Genomic DNA, 15,105 nt, shown 5'->3' on the forward strand with positions numbered 1-15,105 from the left:
GAATAATAAGAAAGTGCAATTCATATTGAGAGAAAAGGGATAATCCAGACTTTTTTCACAAAAATATGATATAGTGAAAAGAGTACGGTACACACAAAAAGAAAGAAAAGGATTTGTGTATATCTCAATTTTATGTTTTGTTCAGGAGGTATATCGTTTGAAGAAATTATTGCGTATCGTAATGATTACATTTTTAATTTTAGCTGTTGATTTATACGGGAAATTACTCGTTTCACAATATATATTAACCCCATCTCAATCAAAGCAAGAAAATAAAATTGTGAAAAAGAAAAAGCAAATTAAGGAAGACTCCTCAGACACTGTTTTAAATATGATTGGTGAAGACTCTGAAAACCTATTAGCGAAGTGGGGAGAACCCTCTCGAATAGAGCCATCTGCATACGGATATGAATGGTGGGTATACAACCAGGATTTAACTCAGTATGTTCAATTTGGAGTTTCTGAACGTAAAGTTGTAACGGCATACGCAGCTGGTGAACAAGTTAAGGTTCCACCTTATTATATAAATGAAAAATATGAAGAAGTATATAAAAAAAGTCCGCTTTCGCATGAAATTTCATTAAAAAGAGGGAAAAATAGTTATCAATTTGAGCTATCTGATACCGAAGTCATGGAACAACCGTTAATACCTGTAGAAGATGGATGGGCGCAATTGTATTTTGATCAATTTACACATGAGCTTGTTGGTGTTCGTTATATGGATGATGAAACTTTATTACGCCAAAGACCGTATCAGCTCGTTTATTCAGGTGAATTAATAGCAGAACAACCATTGACTCCAGAAAAAATAAAACAAGTAGAAAATGGGAATATGCAACAAATTTTTGATTTAACAAATATCATTCGAAGTCGTCATAAATTACCATTATTAACATGGGATCAGGAAACAGCAGATGTTGCTGTTGGTCACAGTAAAGATATGAAAGACAATAATTATTTTTCTCATGACTCACCTACATTAGGTACACTAGGAGATCGTTTGCAGCGCGGGAAAGTAGGATTTCAACTTGCTGGTGAGAACATAGCGGCGCAACATAGTGATGGAATTGCGGCAGTGCAAGGTTGGTTAAATAGTGAGGGGCATAGAAAGAATTTATTAAATGAACAATTTACAGGATTAGGTGTTGGTGTATACGATAAATTTTATACACAAAACTTTATTCGAAAATAAAGCGAAACTGTAAGCGGTGGGGTGTTACATCACCTAATTAGTTACTTCGTATTCACTGAATTGTAGGTGGGAATCTGACCGTATGCAAATAGCAGAAAAAAAGGTGCATGAATCGTCTAAAAATAGGCGAACCATGCGCCTTTTTTTTCTTACTATATAGTAGATATACATGGAGAGGTGAGGATTATGCCAACAACAAAAGGACCGTTACATCCATCGGTTCAACAGTTTAAAGAATTTGTAAACCATCACCCTAAAATGGTTCATGAGGTTAGAAGTGGTCATAAAACATGGCAACAATTTTATGAAGAATGGTACTTACTTGGTGAAGAAGATCCAATATGGGCAACTTATAGACCGGATGGAGCGCCTGCTTTTTCTTCGGTAAAAGAAAATAAAAAAGAAAAAGATAATCGAACTGAAGAGGAAAAAACTGCTGATGTGATGGGGCAAATGCTTTCTTTTTTTAAAAAGTTGGACGTGGAACAAATGCAGAACCATTTAGCCAATGTGACGAGTGCAATTGGGAGCGTGCAACAAGTTATTCAGCAATTTCAAGGTAACCGTACGCAGCAAGAGCAAAGTACTTCAGAAAATAACCCGTTTTTCTTTCAAAAGGATTAGGGGGAAAGATGATGAGAGCAGAAATTATGGAGTTTATAAAGGCTGATGAGGATTTATCTCGTTATATTAGAGAGCAACCGTACTGGTATAGAAAATTAACACGAAATCCTGAAGAAAAAGAGGCTTTTGAGTTAGCGGCGATGCAACATTTCAAAAAAACGATACCAGATAAAGTGGAAAAGTTTCAAAATCAATTGGCCGTTGCTTCGATCATGATTGATATGTTTCAGTATATGAAGCAACAAAACGCAACCTAATTGGAAGTGAAAAATATGTCCGTCATGCAGAACTTTTGTTACAATAGAAGTTGATTATTTAAAAAGGAGTTGCAGCATGACGGAAATTTGTTTAGTACGACATGGACAAACTGATTGGAATTTTCAAGAAATTATTCAGGGGCGAGAAGATATTCCGCTTAATGAAGTTGGTAAGAAGCAAGCGAGTCAAAGTGCAGCTGCTTTACAAGAAGAAACGTGGGATATCATTATAAGTAGCCCGTTAATTAGAGCGCAAGAAACGGCTAATGAAATCGCAACGGCAGTTGGATTACAATCGATTTTATTAGATGAGCGATTTGTTGAACGGAATTTTGGAGAAGCTTCAGGGAAGCCGGTTGCGGCTGTTAGAGAGTTGATTGCTGAGGGTAAAGTAGAAGGTATGGAGCGAGATGAAGAGATTGTAGCTCGTTGCTTTGCTGCTTTAGAAGATGTTGCGACAACTCATTTTGGCAAACGTATTATTATTGTTGCTCACTCACACGCGATAAAAGCGATTTTACATGCCATTGAACCAGATGAAATTACATTTAAGACACCATTAAAAAATGCGTGTATTAGTTATGTGAAACAAAATAGTGGAAAATGGGATGTTCTTAAATATAATATAGCGGAACATATTAATGTATAAGTGTGTACGGATATAGTGTAAAAATAGTTACGTTATATCTTTCTTTTGAGTAAGTCACTTCAATTAGTAGTTCTAATCTAAATGTGGTATGATGGATACTCGGAGGTGTCTCTCATGATTGTAGCGACGCTAGAAAGCGTATTAATATTAGATAAGGCAGAGCAGCTTGCAAAAGCGATTATCTGTTCAGATATAGCAGAAGATTATCGTAAGTATTATAGAGAATTACATGAAGATATGGAACTTCAGACGCTAATTCAGCAATTTACAGCGATGAAAGAACGGTATGAGGAAGTACAGCGTTTTGGAAAATACCATCCTGACTATACTACCGTGTCGATGAAAATGAGAGAATTAAAGCGTTCTGTGGACTTACATGATAAGGTTGCAGCTTTTAAAAGAGCAGAAACTGCTTTGCAGAAGTTATTAGACGAAGTTAGTGTAGCAATCGGTTCGGAAGTGTCTTCTTCCATTAAAGTGCCAACAGGAAATCCATTCTTTGATGCTGGTGGCTGTGGTGGAGGTTGTGGTACTGGCGGAGGTTGTGGTTGTAAAAAAACGGGGTGATGTACCCCGTTTTTTAGAAGTTGGAAGAAAACGTATACAGAGTTTGTCCTGTAATGTTATAAATTTCTGATTGGTTTTCATAGAATATAAAATATATGTTTTTAAAAGGAGAAGATGGAGAAGATTATGTTCGGGCAACGACAAAGTATGATTGTTTATTTACATTCATTGAAACATGCCAAGATTTTAAGGAAATATGGTAACATACATTACATATCAAAACGATTAAAATATGCTGTAGTATATTGTGATATGGAACAAATTGAGCATATGATGCATAAGTTGAACAAACTTCCTTTTGTGAAAAAGATAGAACAGTCGTATCGCCCGTATTTAAAAACGGAATTTGAAAATTCCCGTCCTGATCGAGCAAAAGAATACGATTATAGCTAATAGAAAAAATCCCCTGCTAAATTTAGCGGGGGATTTTTCAATTGAAATAACGTGTTATTTCATCGGAGGAATGAAATTGTTCATTCGTAAAATACCAATTAAATGATTAAAAAATAGTTCTTTTTCTGGGAAAGTTGTAGATGGTTTTACAGTAAAGGTAGCCACTTTTTTCCCGAGTTGTTCTGCCGTTTCTTCAAATAAAATGACACGTTTACTTTTTTTATTTTCAAATACAGGAATGCCTTCACGACATATGTATAATGGTTGGAAATCACCAGTAGTAGTTGGTTTTAATATTACAACAAGCGAACACACTTTTTTATCGTTTTTTATCGTTTCAAATTGTAACATATGTGCTATACGTTCTTGATTTGTTTTGGCAATTTCAAGTAATTCATATAAATCAGAGTAGCCTTCTCCAAGTTCTATAAAGCGTTGAATCATATCTTTTCCTCCTCTTTCTTTTACTGTACCATTTCACTTTTTAAATGAAAAGCACACAAAGAAAAAAAACCCTGCATAGCAGGGCCCTTCTTATACTAGCATGTACTAGTAAGAAGGCAAAGGGAGAGGAGAAACCGGAGGAAGAACTTATGGGGAAACGTAAGTCTTCTCCGCGGTTGGCAACAACATCGAAGGTGATGTTGTTATAATTATTTATGTCCAATCTAAATGAAGATATACATAATGAAATTAAATTTTATGTTGGGCTTTTTATTTTTCTTTTTTTTATTTTGTGATAGGATAAAAAAGATAAAGTGGAACTAATATACATATTGGGTTCATATTAGTGAATGATGAGATGAATACATAAAAATAACGAGAGGTTATTTGAGGCCGAGTTTTTCTATAGTTAGGTGAATGTGGTTTGTTAACGGTTACCGAAGTGGGAATGGCTTTCTATAATCGCTCGATAGATTGAAATAAAGGTAGTGACAACAGATGAGAGTAGTTTCAGGAAAATGTAAAGGACACCCACTTAAAGCGGTTCCTGGTAATACAACACGTCCAACGACAGATAAAGTAAAAGAATCTATTTTTAATATGATAGGTCCTTATTTTGATGGTGGTATCGCCCTTGATTTATTTGGTGGTAGTGGTGGTCTTGGAATTGAGGCTTTGAGCAGAGGGATCGATAAAGCAATTTTTGTTGATCGGGATAGTAAAGCGATAAAAGTAATTCATCAAAATTTAGAAAGTTGTAGAGTACAGGAACAAGCTGAAGTATATCGAAATGATGCTGAACGTGCAGTAAAGGCGTTAATAAAACGTGAAATGTCATTCGATCTTATATTAATAGATCCTCCATATAAAGAGCAAAAAATTGTATCTTTAATTAGTGTAATGGATCAACATGGATTGCTACATAGTGATGGATTAATTATGGCAGAGCATGGTAATGATGTAGTTTTACCTAATTCAATAGGAAGGCTTGTAAAAGTACGAGCTGAGAATTATGGGATTACTGCAATATCGATTTATAAGTATGAAGGTGAGGGGACAGAATGACAAGTATAGCTATTTCTTCAGGAAGTTTTGATCCAATTACCCTTGGGCATCTGGATATTATTAAAAGGGGAGCAAAAGTATTTGATGAGGTGTACGTAGTCGTTTTAAACAATTCATCAAAAAAACCATTCTTTTCAGTTGAAGAGCGATTAGAACTAATTCGAGAAGCGACAAAGGATATCCCGAATGTAAAGGTAGATTCGCATAGTGGGCTATTAGTAGAGTATGCAAAAATGCGTAATGCAAATGCAATATTACGTGGTTTACGAGCAGTTTCTGATTTTGAATATGAGATGCAAATTACTTCTATGAATCGAAAATTAGATGAAAATATTGAAACATTTTTTATTATGACAAACAACCAATATTCATTTTTAAGCTCGAGTATTGTAAAAGAAGTTGCGAGGTATGGAGGAAGTGTAGTGGATCTTGTACCTCCTATTGTAGAGCGTGCTTTAAAAGAAAAGTTTCAAACCCCGTTAAAGTGAACGGGGTTTTTCTTTATACGTGCGCAAAAATAATAAAATAACATATAAGTATAGACAAAATAATGTAAAAATTGGTCCATAATGTATAAAAGATGTCCAAATTTCATGTAGTATAGAAGGATGCTCGGATAAAAATACAGGAATATCTTTTGGCATAGGTGAGAAAGAACTCACTTTCTCATAAAATGGTGTCCAAAATACAAATGTAAAAATAGGGGCAAGAATACTTTGAATAATTCGTGCGAAAAAATAGGGTTTAAATCGGATATCTGTTTCAGCTAATATGCTAGCAACTTGTGCCTGAATAGAAAGACCGCTAAATGCTAAAATGAAGCTTGTTACCATAGCTTGTTGTAAGAGCGGTGTTTCATTTATTTGACTAATCATTTGGCTTCCGAGTGTCATTTCGAAAATACCTGATAATATAGGTATACTAAAATCTGTACTTAGTTGGAAGAATGATAAAATATGTTGCATAATAAAAGAAAGAGCTGCTGTAATGTGGAATACAGTAATCATTTTATTTAACACAGAGAATAAAATAATAAATCCGCCAATCATAAGTAATGTTTGAATAGAAGAAACAATGGCATCCCCAAGTAATTTACCAATTGGTCTTTTTTCTTGTAAGCGTGTCTCGTGAAGAATTAAAAAAGGGTTTTGAAAGCGACGTTTTTTTGTAGTGTGTGTATTATTTTTGTAAGCGGTATTATCGCCGTAAAAACGCATAATTAATCCGACAGCAAAGTTACTGAAATAATGGGCAGCGGCTAATATAATTCCTAATTTCGGATTATTAAAAAAACCGATAGACACAGCACCGAAAATAAAAAGTGGATTAGAAGAATTTGTGAAAGAAACGAGGCGCTCTGCTTCAATCTGAGTTAAAAGATTGCTTTTTCGTAGTCTAGCGCTTAATTTGGCGCCTGCAGGGAAACCAGAAGCCATTCCCATCGCCCAAACAAATCCGCCTATCCCTGGAACGCGAAAAAGTGGGCGCATGAGTGGTTCTAATATAACGCCAATAAATTTTACAACACCGATACTAATTAGAAGTTCCGCAATGATGAAAAACGGTAGTAGTGAAGGGAATACAACTTCCCACCATATATTTAACCCGCGAATAGAAGCTTGCAAAGCGGCTTGGGGGTGGAGTACAAGAGAAAAGGTTAAAAATAGCGTTGATATGGTAAGGAAAGCGGTTTTCCATTTTTCATACATGTAAGTAAATCCCCCTTTGTCCCAAAAAACGTTCATTTCAGTATACGTGGATACGTAGTGAATTTAGACCATAAGTATGAAAAAGGAATGAAAAAAATTAAAGGGTGAGAAAAATGAAAGAACCAAAGATTGGTTTAGCACTTGGGTCTGGAGGAGCCAAAGGGTTTGCTCATATTGGTGTAATAAAGGTTTTAAGGGAAGCTGGTATCCCTATTCACATGATTGCAGGAAGTAGTATGGGGGCGCTAATAGGTACGTTTTATGCGGCAAGTAGTAACGTTGAAAGATTGTATAAATTGGCATCTGTTTTTAAGCGGAAGTATTATTTAGATTTCACGGTACCGAAAATGGGATTTATTGCTGGAAAACGTGTCAAAGATATGATTAAAATGTTTACATATAATAAAAATTTAGAAGAGTTAGATATCCCGACGGCTGTTGTGGCTACTGACATATTGAAGGGGGAAAAAGTGGTTTTTACAAGTGGGCCAGTTGCAGATGCGGTGAGGGCTAGCATATCTGTTCCTGGAGTGTTTGTACCAGAAAAAATAGATGGAAGATTATTAGTGGATGGTGGAGTCATTGATCGCATCCCAGTATCGGTTGTGAAAGAGTTAGGGGCCGATATTGTTATCGCTGTTGATGTATCTCCAATTAAGGTGAATGGCGATGTTACGTCCATTTATGACGTAATCATGCAAAGTATTGAAATTATGCAGCATGAGCTTGTAATGAATCGGCAAATTGCATCGGATTTAATGATGCGACCAGCTGTAGAGCAATTTAGTTCACGTGCTTTTACAAACATTGAAGACATTATTCGAGTTGGAGAAGTAGAAGCAGAAAAACATGTTTCAAATATTTATTTATTAATTGAGCAGTGGAAGGAGAAACATAATGTTTAAGCGTTTTCGGTTTATATATGCAATCTTAATAGGGGTTATATTGGCGATGTTACTTGTTTACGTACGTTTACCGTATTATATAACAAAACCAGGAATGGCTGCCAAATTAGAGCCTTATGTTCAAGTTGAGGGTGGAACGAAAGAATCTGGTGATTTTATGCTTGTTACGGTTTCAATGGGACCAGCAAATGTGGTGAATTTAATAGCGGCACAGTTTAATAAATATACACATATTTCGAAAGCGGAAGAAATATTGCAAAAAGGTGAGAGTGATGAAGAATATCAATTTCGCCAAAATTATGCGATGAAAGATTCGCAAAATGCAGCAATTTATAATGCATATAAACGTGCAAATCGCTCAGTATCTTTTGAAAATAAAGGTGTATTAGTTGCTGGTGTGGCAAAAGGAATGCCGTCAGAAGGAAAGCTTAAGCTTGGTGATGTTATTATAGCTGTTGACGGAAAAACATTTGAAAAGACGGAGCAATTTATTGAATATATGACAGGGAAAAAAGAAAACGATGCTGTAAGTATTGAGTACATGAGAAATGGAAAACAATTGAAAGAGAATTTAAATGTAAAGACGATTCCTAATGGGAATGGGCGTGTCGGCATAGGTGTTTCTATCGTTACGGAAAGAGAATTAGTGGTCGATCCGAAAGTGAAAATTAATTCTCATGAAATTGGTGGACCATCCGCAGGTTTAATGTTCACATTAGAAATATATAATCAACTTGTGGAAGAAGACTTAACGAAAGGACATGAAATAGCTGGAACAGGTACAATTAATGAAAAAGGAGAAGTGGGCCCAATTGGTGGTATAAATCAAAAAGTGGTGGCTGCTAGCGATGCCGGGGCTGAAGTGTTCTTTGCGCCAAATGAAAAAGGTGCGGAGAAATCGAACTATAAAGATGCACTTGAGACTGCAAAGGATATTAAAACAAAAATGAAAATTGTACCAGTAGATACGCTGGATGATGCGTTAACATATTTAGAAAAGATGGATAAGGAAAAAACCTCTCTGAAATAGAGAGGTTTTTTTATAGGAATTTTGTAGTTGTTTCATCATAGCGAACAGGATGGTGTGTTATATCCTGTTTTAATAGTTGTGTGCGTAACGGTTCGTGCATGATGGAGAAATATACAGAGTTTGCTTTTTTCTCTATATCTAAAGCGGCATGGTCGAATGTTTTTGTATGAGTAAGGATTGGAAGTTCGATTTTTTTCTTGTTTTTTGAAAGGTAAGTTTGTCCTTTTTGTGACATACCTAGCAGGCGAATATATGGTGCGTGTTGTTCTATATTTGCACTACGTATTTCCTCTTTTGTTGTGTTTGTTAAAATGTGTGTACAAGCTCTTTGTAATCTAGTCCATGTATAACGTTTTGTTTTTAATGCTTCCATGAATGAATAGAAGGAGGAACTGTTTTGTATTTTTGATAAAATACGATGCTCTAAACCTTCTTCTATTTCATATATATGTCGTAAGTCCCCTGGAGACATCGTCATGAGTCTATATTTAAAAAATGAAAAGTATTGTTCCCAATTATGTAATATCCCGTAGTTTTGTTTGTAATTTGCTAAAAGCGAAGTGGTTGCCTGTGGGAGAAAAGGTTCAATTGTTGTAAATGATCCTTCTTCGCTAAAGAGTTGTTTTCGGATGCTTGTCGCGCTTGCAATATGTTGGTCATTAAATGTTTCATCATGATAATGAGAGGCAAATCTTTTTATAGTTTGAGCTTGTATAGAGCTATTTTGTGACAGAATTGCTTTCATATATTGGAAGCCTAAAATATTATTTGGTTGTGACATATCTATGTTTTTTTCAGATGTTAAAATGTGTGAGAAAGCATCCGATGTTGCTTTTGCATAACTATTACCAGCGTCCATGAATTGTTTTACAAGGCAGTTAAAAGTCTCATCTTCGTTTTTTTGTACGGAGATGGTATTATAAAAATTTTCGATTTGTCCATCCTCACTACCGAAACAAATTTCAGAAACACGTAGGGCATTTAAAATGGAAATAGCACCATTTGCGAAGGTTTCAGCCTTTTGTGTTGCAAAGACGTATGGAAGCTCTACAACAAGGTCTACGCCGTTTGCTAAGGCCATTTTAGTGCGATACCATTTGGAAATGAGTGCGGGCTCACCACGCTGTAAAAAAGGACCACTCATAACGGCAATTATTATATCGGATTGTGTTAACTTTTTTGTCTGTTGCACATGATAAAGATGACCGTTATGAAAAGGGTTATATTCAACAACAATACCACCAGCTTTTATGGTAATCTCTCCTTTCGATGTAGCATCTTTTTGAAAAACGTGATACTCTATATATTATTTACTATGATGACTTCATTATAGTGTAAAGAAAAAACATTGACAAATATAAAATGGCTAGCTATAATTTTGTTTGTTGCCTTGAGGTGATATGATATGAAATGGTCCATCCATCAATTGAATAAATTGAGAAATAAAGGATTGACATTGGATGAGATGGTAGATGTAAGTGAGCTAAAAGAGGTCGAGAAAGATATTCGTGAAATTAATCCTGTTCATGTAACGGGAAGAGTTGATTTTGGCTCCGGTAAGTTTACGTTTCATCTACATATAACTGGAAGCATGGTTTTACCATGTTCTCGCTCTTTAGTAGATGTGACATTACCATTTGACATTAAAACAACTGAGGTGTTCCAAACTTCACAAGAAGAATTTGAAACTGAAGCTGAAATTCATTCTTTAGAAGGAGAAGTACTTGACTTACTGCCCGTAATCAAGGAAAATATACTTTTGGAGATTCCAATGCAAATTTTCAGTGATGATGTTTCTGGTGGAGCACCGACGCAAGGTCAAGACTGGCAAGTGATTTCGGAAGAAGACAAAGAAAAGACTGTTGATCCAAGATTGGCAGGACTTGCAAAGTTTTTTGACAAATAATCGGAAGACTGGTTCAGGCCTTCATATGAAAATAACTATTTCTTTTAAGGAGGTGGGAAGAATGGCTGTACCTTTTAGAAGAACTTCTAAAACAGTAAAAAGAAAGCGTCGTACGCATTTCAAATTATCAGTACCTGGTATGGTAGAGTGCCCAAGCTGTGGTGAAGCGAAATTAGCTCACCGTGTATGTAAAGCATGCGGTACTTACAAAGGTAAAGAAGTAATCAGCAAGTAATTGCGGGAAAATAAACGCAGAAGATATCTTCTGCGTTTATTTTTTTTGTCTTAATCTTTAGTTGTTGTATTCTATCTTTTCTAGTAACTGCATATGCTTAATAAAAAATGCATAGGGAGGACTAGAGAGATGGCGACAACAAGACAAGATGCTTGGACTGATGATGAAGATTTGCTTCTGGCAGAAGTAGTACTCCGGCATATTCGAGAAGGTGGAACACAACTTTCTGCCTTTAAGGAAGTGGGGAAAAATTTATCTCGTACACCAGCAGCATGTGGGTTTAGATGGAATTCTTACGTAAGAAAGCAATATAAAGAACGTATTGAGGAAGCAAAGCAACTTCGTAAAGTAGAAAATTATGAAGTGAAAGAGACAAAGGTGTTAGAACCTACGTCAATTACGTTGAATGATGTTATTGATTTCTTGCAAAATTATAAAGATGAAAACTCTTTAACGGTGTTGCAACAACAAGTTGAATCATTACAAACAGAAAGAGAGCGTCTTCTGGATCGATTATCAGTATATGAAGAAGAGTATAGAACACTACTTGATTATATCGATCAAAAAAGAAGTGTAATGGTAGCGGAAAGAAACAATGCTCGCTCGAATGAGAAGTTAGAGAAGCTTAAGAAATAAAAAAACAGCTGTTATACAGCTGTTTTTTTATTTCTTAAGCCGATTCTTCGTTTGTAACCGCATTCAAATTTGCTTCTGGATGCCAAATATAAAAATCTCCATCAGTTACTGATACGGGGTTGAAATTTAATTTATCCCAAAAACCAGCTGAATGAATACGTGCTATCGTTTTAATAGGAAATTGCATTTGTTTCGCATGATTTACAAGCATTTGCCCGAATCCTTGTTTTTGAAAAGTTGGTAATACTTCAAGTTTATAAAGTTCTAGGTAGGGACCTGTAATTTCGAATGGTTCTCCGCCGTTTCTTTTCATATATAGACTCATACGTGCGATTAGTGATCCGCCATAATAAATACCGTAAAATGGAGATTCACTGTCGTTTTCAATAATGTTTGCTTGTAATTCTTCCAGCATAGATAGTTCCTGGGCTCCGCACCCTTTAAATTTTTTGAATTCATCTAACGTTTTATAATTGATGAGCAAGCGCTCAACTTTTGGGAATCCCATTACATCACATCCTTTTCTTGTCTCGTTGAATGCAGAAAAGTAAAAATATTTATAATAATAGTATAACTCATTTTTTTATTTTTATGAAGAAGATAGTATATTTCTTTTTTTATTTTTTTGAGGATTTGCTAAACTAAGAGTAGAAGCGTATTAATAGGTGGTACATACATAGTGAAAAATGAGAGTATATTTGTTGGGCAGAGGACAGCGGAATTATAGGGCGTGCTCAGGTGCTTTAAAAAGATATAAAGGGGGGAAGGCAAGGGCACTTAGTGTGAATTCCTTGTGTGAAAATGAAAATTGGAATTGTCGGACCAGGTGCTATTGGTCTATTGTATACATTTTATTTACAAAAAAATAACCAAGATGTTACGTTGTTTACAAGAACAGCTAAGCAAGCTGAAGAATTAAATGAAACAGGTGTAACTTGTATTAGAGATGGAAGATGTGAAACAGTATATCCATCTGTTTTACCGATAGAAAGTATGGTAGCGCAAAATTTAGATTATATATTTATTGCTGTGAAGCAATATCATATAGATGACGTACTACCGTTTGTGGAAGGGGCATCATCATTAATCTTTTTGCAAAACGGAATGTCGCATCTTCAAAAGATGCTGAACATAGGGAGTAAAAATATAGCTGTTGGTATTGTAGAACATGGTGCGAAAAAAGAGGGAGGGCATATCGTTTATCATACTGGGATAGGGGTAACAAAATTTGGAGTGGTTTGTGGTCAATCTATACATTTTAAAAAAATATTCAATTATTTTCCTGTTGCTTATTTTCCAGTTCAAATAGAAACGGATTGGGAAGAGATTATGCATAAAAAATTAGTAGTAAATGTATGTATCAATCCGTTGACAGCACTATTGGGAGTTAAGAATGGTGAATTAATCACGAATCGTTTTTTTTATCAAATGATGGAGCAAGTGTTTCAGGAGGCAGCATTTCTTATTAGAGGAGAAAAAGAAATGGTATGGCAAATGGTACGAAATGTGTGTGAAGGAACGTCTCGTAATACATCTTCTATGCTAGCGGATGTAAGAGCGAGTAGACAGACGGAAATTAATGCGATTGTTGGATATGTATTAGAAGAAGCTAAGAAACAGCAACGACCAGTTTCGACACTTCAATTTTTGTTCGATGCAATAAAAGGTTTAGAAACAAGAGTATAAGTGTTATTCTTTGCTTTTACGTGAAACATTGACTACAATGTGGATTGGTGAGAGAACTGGATACGAAAGGAAGAATTATATGGAGATAAAAGAAATCTCTGTTCCGCAACAAGGTATTGTAGCGGACTATATGAACGGTAAAAAAGAGATACAGTCATGTTTTGATTATATGTTAACAGAAGATGCTTTTAAACAACGTTTACATGATTTGCGTGAAAGGGAGTTTTTCCGCCAAGATTTAGTAGCGCATTTATTAGAATATAATACAAAATTACAAGCGGGAGAATCTACACTTCAAAATGTAAAAGCGCTTGGAGATGAAAATACATATGTTGTTATAGCTGGACAACAAGCGGGGTTATTAACTGGACCGCTTTATACAATTCATAAAGTTATTTCAATTTTACAGCTTGCAAAGGAAAAGGAAGAAAGTTTAGGAGTTAAAGTTGTCCCTGTCTTCTGGATTGCGGGTGAAGACCATGATATGGATGAGATTAATCATACTTTTGTAGCGAAAAATAAAAAGATGAAAAAAACTATTTTTTATGACCGTAATCCGAAAAAGGCAAGTGCTTCTGAGTCTGAACTTTCTGTTGAAGATTGTAGAAATTGGATTGAAGAGATTTTTAAAACATACCCAGAAACAAATTTTACAAAAGATGTATTAAAATTTGTTGATGATGCTTTGAAAAAATCGAATACGTATGTAGATTTCTTTGCTCATCTTATTACGAAAATCTTTGCTAATTCTGGTTTAATCCTTGTTGATTCACATCATCCTGAATTAAGAAAGTTAGAAATTCCATTTTTCAAGCGAATTATAAGTAAGTATAAAGAGGTACAAGAGGGCCTTCGTAATCAGCAGGAAGTAATTAAAGAACTAGGATACAAACCGATTATTGAAACGAAGTCTCATGCAGTGCATATATTCATGGAAATAGATAATGAACGAGTATTGCTTGAAGAGCATCAAGGTAAGTTTGTTGGAAAGGATGGGGCGCATTCCTTTTCATACGAAGAGTTGATTGAAGAGATGGAGAGAAATCCGGCACGTTTTAGTAATAATGTTGTAACACGTCCTCTTATGCAAGAGTATGTATTTCCTACGCTCGCATTTATTGGAGGTCCAGGGGAATTAGCTTATTGGAGTGAATTACAACAAGTATTCCATACTGTCGGTTTTCAAATGCCACCTGTCGTTCCTCGTCTTACAATTACTTATGTGGAGAGAGATATAGCGACAGATTTATTCGATCTGCAATTGAGAGAAATTGATCCGTTTTTAAATGATGTCGATAAACTGCGTGAAAACTGGTTGTCTAATCAAATAGAGGAACCGATTGATGATCATTTTGAAAAGGCGAAAAAAGAAATTGCCGATATTCATACATCTTTACAGCAATTTGTAAAGAAAATAGAGCCAGGGTTAGGTGCGTTTGCAGGGAAAAACGAATTGAAAATTAATGAACAAATTGAACTGTTGGAAAGAATGTTGAAAAGAAATGTTGAGAAAAAGTATGAGGTTCAGCTAAATAAATTCCGCCGTATACAATTCGCACTTCGTCCATTAGGTGCGCCGCAAGAACGTGTGTGGAATGTATGTTATTATTTAAATCAGTTTGGTTTGGATTTCGTTGATCGTGTAATGGAAAACCCTTTTTCTTGGGACGGAAAACATCATGTTATAAAACTATAAAATCTTGCTCTTTGGAGCAGGATTTTATTTTTATTCCGTTGAATTTACTGTGAAGTGATTTTTTTCTGAATTATCAATCAAAAAATGTTAGATATGGCAATTGTGTTGGAT

Annotated in this window: 19 protein-coding genes; 15 read left to right on the top strand and 4 right to left on the bottom strand. The window is 35.3% G+C overall.

Going from position 1 to position 15,105, the window contains the following annotated elements; translation table 11 throughout:
* Positions 1–157: 157 nt before the first annotated feature.
* The 6 genes from AB6801_RS10735 to AB6801_RS10760 all read left to right on the top strand — a co-directional run bounded on the left by AB6801_RS10735 (position 158) and on the right by AB6801_RS10760 (position 3,682).
* Positions 158–1,192, top strand: a complete 1,035-nt coding sequence (locus AB6801_RS10735; protein ID WP_000735378.1) for a CAP domain-containing protein — start codon at positions 158–160, stop codon at positions 1,190–1,192.
* Positions 1,193–1,378: 186 nt separating this feature from the next.
* Complete coding sequence (locus AB6801_RS10740) at positions 1,379–1,816, top strand: YlbD family protein (protein WP_001143346.1); 438 nt, start codon at positions 1,379–1,381, stop codon at positions 1,814–1,816.
* Between the two features lie 11 nt (positions 1,817–1,827).
* Complete coding sequence (locus AB6801_RS10745) at positions 1,828–2,073, top strand: YlbE-like family protein (protein WP_001200990.1); 246 nt, start codon at positions 1,828–1,830, stop codon at positions 2,071–2,073.
* Positions 2,074–2,149: 76 nt separating this feature from the next.
* Positions 2,150–2,722: a histidine phosphatase family protein gene (locus AB6801_RS10750; RefSeq protein ID WP_000134947.1), complete on the top strand. Its 573-nt coding sequence runs from the start codon at positions 2,150–2,152 to the stop codon at positions 2,720–2,722.
* A gap of 114 nt (positions 2,723–2,836) precedes the next feature.
* A complete protein-coding gene (locus tag AB6801_RS10755) occupies positions 2,837–3,289 on the top strand; it encodes a YlbF/YmcA family competence regulator (RefSeq protein ID WP_000634366.1) in 453 nt (150 codons plus the stop codon).
* A gap of 126 nt (positions 3,290–3,415) precedes the next feature.
* Positions 3,416–3,682 carry a YlbG family protein gene (locus tag AB6801_RS10760; protein ID WP_002082261.1) on the top strand — a complete coding sequence of 89 codons (267 nt, stop codon included), beginning with the start codon at positions 3,416–3,418 and terminating at the stop codon, positions 3,680–3,682.
* Positions 3,683–3,736: 54 nt separating this feature from the next.
* Here the strand turns inward: AB6801_RS10760 and AB6801_RS10765 are convergent, their stop codons facing one another.
* Positions 3,737–4,126 (bottom strand): DUF7147 family protein, encoded by a 390-nt coding sequence (locus tag AB6801_RS10765; RefSeq protein WP_000616017.1) that lies wholly within the window; start codon positions 4,124–4,126, stop codon positions 3,737–3,739.
* Positions 4,127–4,624: 498 nt separating this feature from the next.
* On the opposite strand from AB6801_RS10765, the gene rsmD reads away from it, so the two are divergent.
* Together rsmD and coaD are read left to right on the top strand one after the other, a co-directional pair.
* Positions 4,625–5,191 (top strand): 16S rRNA (guanine(966)-N(2))-methyltransferase RsmD, encoded by a 567-nt coding sequence (rsmD, locus tag AB6801_RS10770; protein WP_001266979.1) that lies wholly within the window; start codon positions 4,625–4,627, stop codon positions 5,189–5,191.
* Entirely contained in the window at positions 5,188–5,679 is a 492-nt protein-coding gene (gene coaD / locus AB6801_RS10775; protein ID WP_000200601.1) for a pantetheine-phosphate adenylyltransferase, read from the top strand. Before rsmD ends, coaD begins: the two co-directional genes overlap by 4 nt.
* Here coaD and ylbJ read toward each other — a convergent pair.
* On the bottom strand, positions 5,671–6,900 hold the full coding sequence (gene ylbJ / locus AB6801_RS10780; protein WP_000273083.1) for a sporulation integral membrane protein YlbJ: 1,230 nt from the start codon (positions 6,898–6,900) through the stop codon (positions 5,671–5,673). The genes coaD and ylbJ overlap by 9 nt on opposite strands.
* Positions 6,901–7,013: 113 nt before the next feature.
* Between ylbJ and AB6801_RS10785 the strand changes: the two genes are divergently transcribed.
* Both AB6801_RS10785 and AB6801_RS10790 read left to right on the top strand, forming a co-directional pair.
* Positions 7,014–7,805, top strand: coding sequence for a patatin-like phospholipase family protein (locus AB6801_RS10785; RefSeq protein WP_000662590.1), 792 nt, complete (start codon positions 7,014–7,016; stop codon positions 7,803–7,805).
* A complete protein-coding gene (locus AB6801_RS10790; RefSeq protein WP_000476280.1) occupies positions 7,798–8,835 on the top strand; it encodes a SepM family pheromone-processing serine protease in 1,038 nt (345 codons plus the stop codon). Before AB6801_RS10785 ends, AB6801_RS10790 begins: the two co-directional genes overlap by 8 nt.
* Before the next feature lie 10 nt (positions 8,836–8,845).
* Here the strand turns inward: AB6801_RS10790 and AB6801_RS10795 are convergent, their stop codons facing one another.
* Positions 8,846–10,027, bottom strand: coding sequence for a nucleotidyltransferase (locus AB6801_RS10795; protein ID WP_002062184.1), 1,182 nt, complete (start codon positions 10,025–10,027; stop codon positions 8,846–8,848).
* Positions 10,028–10,240: 213 nt separating this feature from the next.
* Between AB6801_RS10795 and AB6801_RS10800 the strand changes: the two genes are divergently transcribed.
* From AB6801_RS10800 to AB6801_RS10810, 3 genes are all read left to right on the top strand, one after another.
* Positions 10,241–10,741 carry a YceD family protein gene (locus AB6801_RS10800; RefSeq protein ID WP_000872149.1) on the top strand — a complete coding sequence of 167 codons (501 nt, stop codon included), beginning with the start codon at positions 10,241–10,243 and terminating at the stop codon, positions 10,739–10,741.
* A gap of 61 nt (positions 10,742–10,802) precedes the next feature.
* Complete coding sequence (gene rpmF, locus AB6801_RS10805; RefSeq protein ID WP_001984764.1) at positions 10,803–10,976, top strand: 50S ribosomal protein L32; 174 nt, start codon at positions 10,803–10,805, stop codon at positions 10,974–10,976.
* Positions 10,977–11,105: 129 nt separating this feature from the next.
* Complete coding sequence (locus tag AB6801_RS10810; RefSeq protein ID WP_097999118.1) at positions 11,106–11,612, top strand: RsfA family transcriptional regulator; 507 nt, start codon at positions 11,106–11,108, stop codon at positions 11,610–11,612.
* A gap of 34 nt (positions 11,613–11,646) precedes the next feature.
* Here the strand turns inward: AB6801_RS10810 and AB6801_RS10815 are convergent, their stop codons facing one another.
* The gene (locus AB6801_RS10815) at positions 11,647–12,120 is read right to left on the bottom strand and encodes an N-acetyltransferase (RefSeq protein WP_000506692.1); all 474 of its coding nucleotides are present in this window, start codon (positions 12,118–12,120) and stop codon (positions 11,647–11,649) included.
* A gap of 293 nt (positions 12,121–12,413) precedes the next feature.
* Between AB6801_RS10815 and panE the strand changes: the two genes are divergently transcribed.
* Positions 12,414–13,298, top strand: a complete 885-nt coding sequence (gene panE / locus AB6801_RS10820) for a 2-dehydropantoate 2-reductase (RefSeq protein WP_135238182.1) — start codon at positions 12,414–12,416, stop codon at positions 13,296–13,298.
* A 79-nt stretch (positions 13,299–13,377) separates the two neighbouring features.
* Positions 13,378–14,994 carry a bacillithiol biosynthesis cysteine-adding enzyme BshC gene (bshC, locus tag AB6801_RS10825; RefSeq protein ID WP_000403027.1) on the top strand — a complete coding sequence of 539 codons (1,617 nt, stop codon included), beginning with the start codon at positions 13,378–13,380 and terminating at the stop codon, positions 14,992–14,994.
* The last annotated feature ends 111 nt before the right edge of the window (positions 14,995–15,105 follow it).

The sequence above is a fragment of the Bacillus sp. RCC_6_1 genome (genome assembly GCF_041360755.1).
Classification (GTDB): Bacteria; Bacillota; Bacilli; order Bacillales; family Bacillaceae_G; genus Bacillus_A; species Bacillus_A cereus.

What these genes read in the sequence shown, in the direction of transcription:
- AB6801_RS10740 (WP_001143346.1), top strand. Translation starts at nt 1,379, where the DNA reads ATGCCAACAACAAAAGGACCGTTACATCCATCGGTTCAACAGTTTAAA.
- AB6801_RS10745 (WP_001200990.1), top strand. Translation starts at nt 1,828, where the DNA reads ATGAGAGCAGAAATTATGGAGTTTATAAAGGCTGATGAGGATTTATCT.
- AB6801_RS10750 (WP_000134947.1), top strand. Translation starts at nt 2,150, where the DNA reads ATGACGGAAATTTGTTTAGTACGACATGGACAAACTGATTGGAATTTT.
- AB6801_RS10755 (WP_000634366.1), top strand. Translation starts at nt 2,837, where the DNA reads ATGATTGTAGCGACGCTAGAAAGCGTATTAATATTAGATAAGGCAGAG.
- AB6801_RS10760 (WP_002082261.1), top strand. Translation starts at nt 3,416, where the DNA reads ATGTTCGGGCAACGACAAAGTATGATTGTTTATTTACATTCATTGAAA.
- AB6801_RS10765 (WP_000616017.1), bottom strand. Translation starts at nt 4,126, where the DNA reads ATGATTCAACGCTTTATAGAACTTGGAGAAGGCTACTCTGATTTATAT.
- rsmD (WP_001266979.1), top strand. Translation starts at nt 4,625, where the DNA reads ATGAGAGTAGTTTCAGGAAAATGTAAAGGACACCCACTTAAAGCGGTT.
- coaD (WP_000200601.1), top strand. Translation starts at nt 5,188, where the DNA reads ATGACAAGTATAGCTATTTCTTCAGGAAGTTTTGATCCAATTACCCTT.
- ylbJ (WP_000273083.1), bottom strand. Translation starts at nt 6,900, where the DNA reads ATGTATGAAAAATGGAAAACCGCTTTCCTTACCATATCAACGCTATTT.
- AB6801_RS10785 (WP_000662590.1), top strand. Translation starts at nt 7,014, where the DNA reads ATGAAAGAACCAAAGATTGGTTTAGCACTTGGGTCTGGAGGAGCCAAA.
- AB6801_RS10790 (WP_000476280.1), top strand. Translation starts at nt 7,798, where the DNA reads ATGTTTAAGCGTTTTCGGTTTATATATGCAATCTTAATAGGGGTTATA.
- AB6801_RS10800 (WP_000872149.1), top strand. Translation starts at nt 10,241, where the DNA reads ATGAAATGGTCCATCCATCAATTGAATAAATTGAGAAATAAAGGATTG.
- rpmF (WP_001984764.1), top strand. Translation starts at nt 10,803, where the DNA reads ATGGCTGTACCTTTTAGAAGAACTTCTAAAACAGTAAAAAGAAAGCGT.
- AB6801_RS10810 (WP_097999118.1), top strand. Translation starts at nt 11,106, where the DNA reads ATGGCGACAACAAGACAAGATGCTTGGACTGATGATGAAGATTTGCTT.
- AB6801_RS10815 (WP_000506692.1), bottom strand. Translation starts at nt 12,120, where the DNA reads ATGGGATTCCCAAAAGTTGAGCGCTTGCTCATCAATTATAAAACGTTA.
- panE (WP_135238182.1), top strand. Translation starts at nt 12,414, where the DNA reads ATGAAAATTGGAATTGTCGGACCAGGTGCTATTGGTCTATTGTATACA.
- bshC (WP_000403027.1), top strand. Translation starts at nt 13,378, where the DNA reads ATGGAGATAAAAGAAATCTCTGTTCCGCAACAAGGTATTGTAGCGGAC.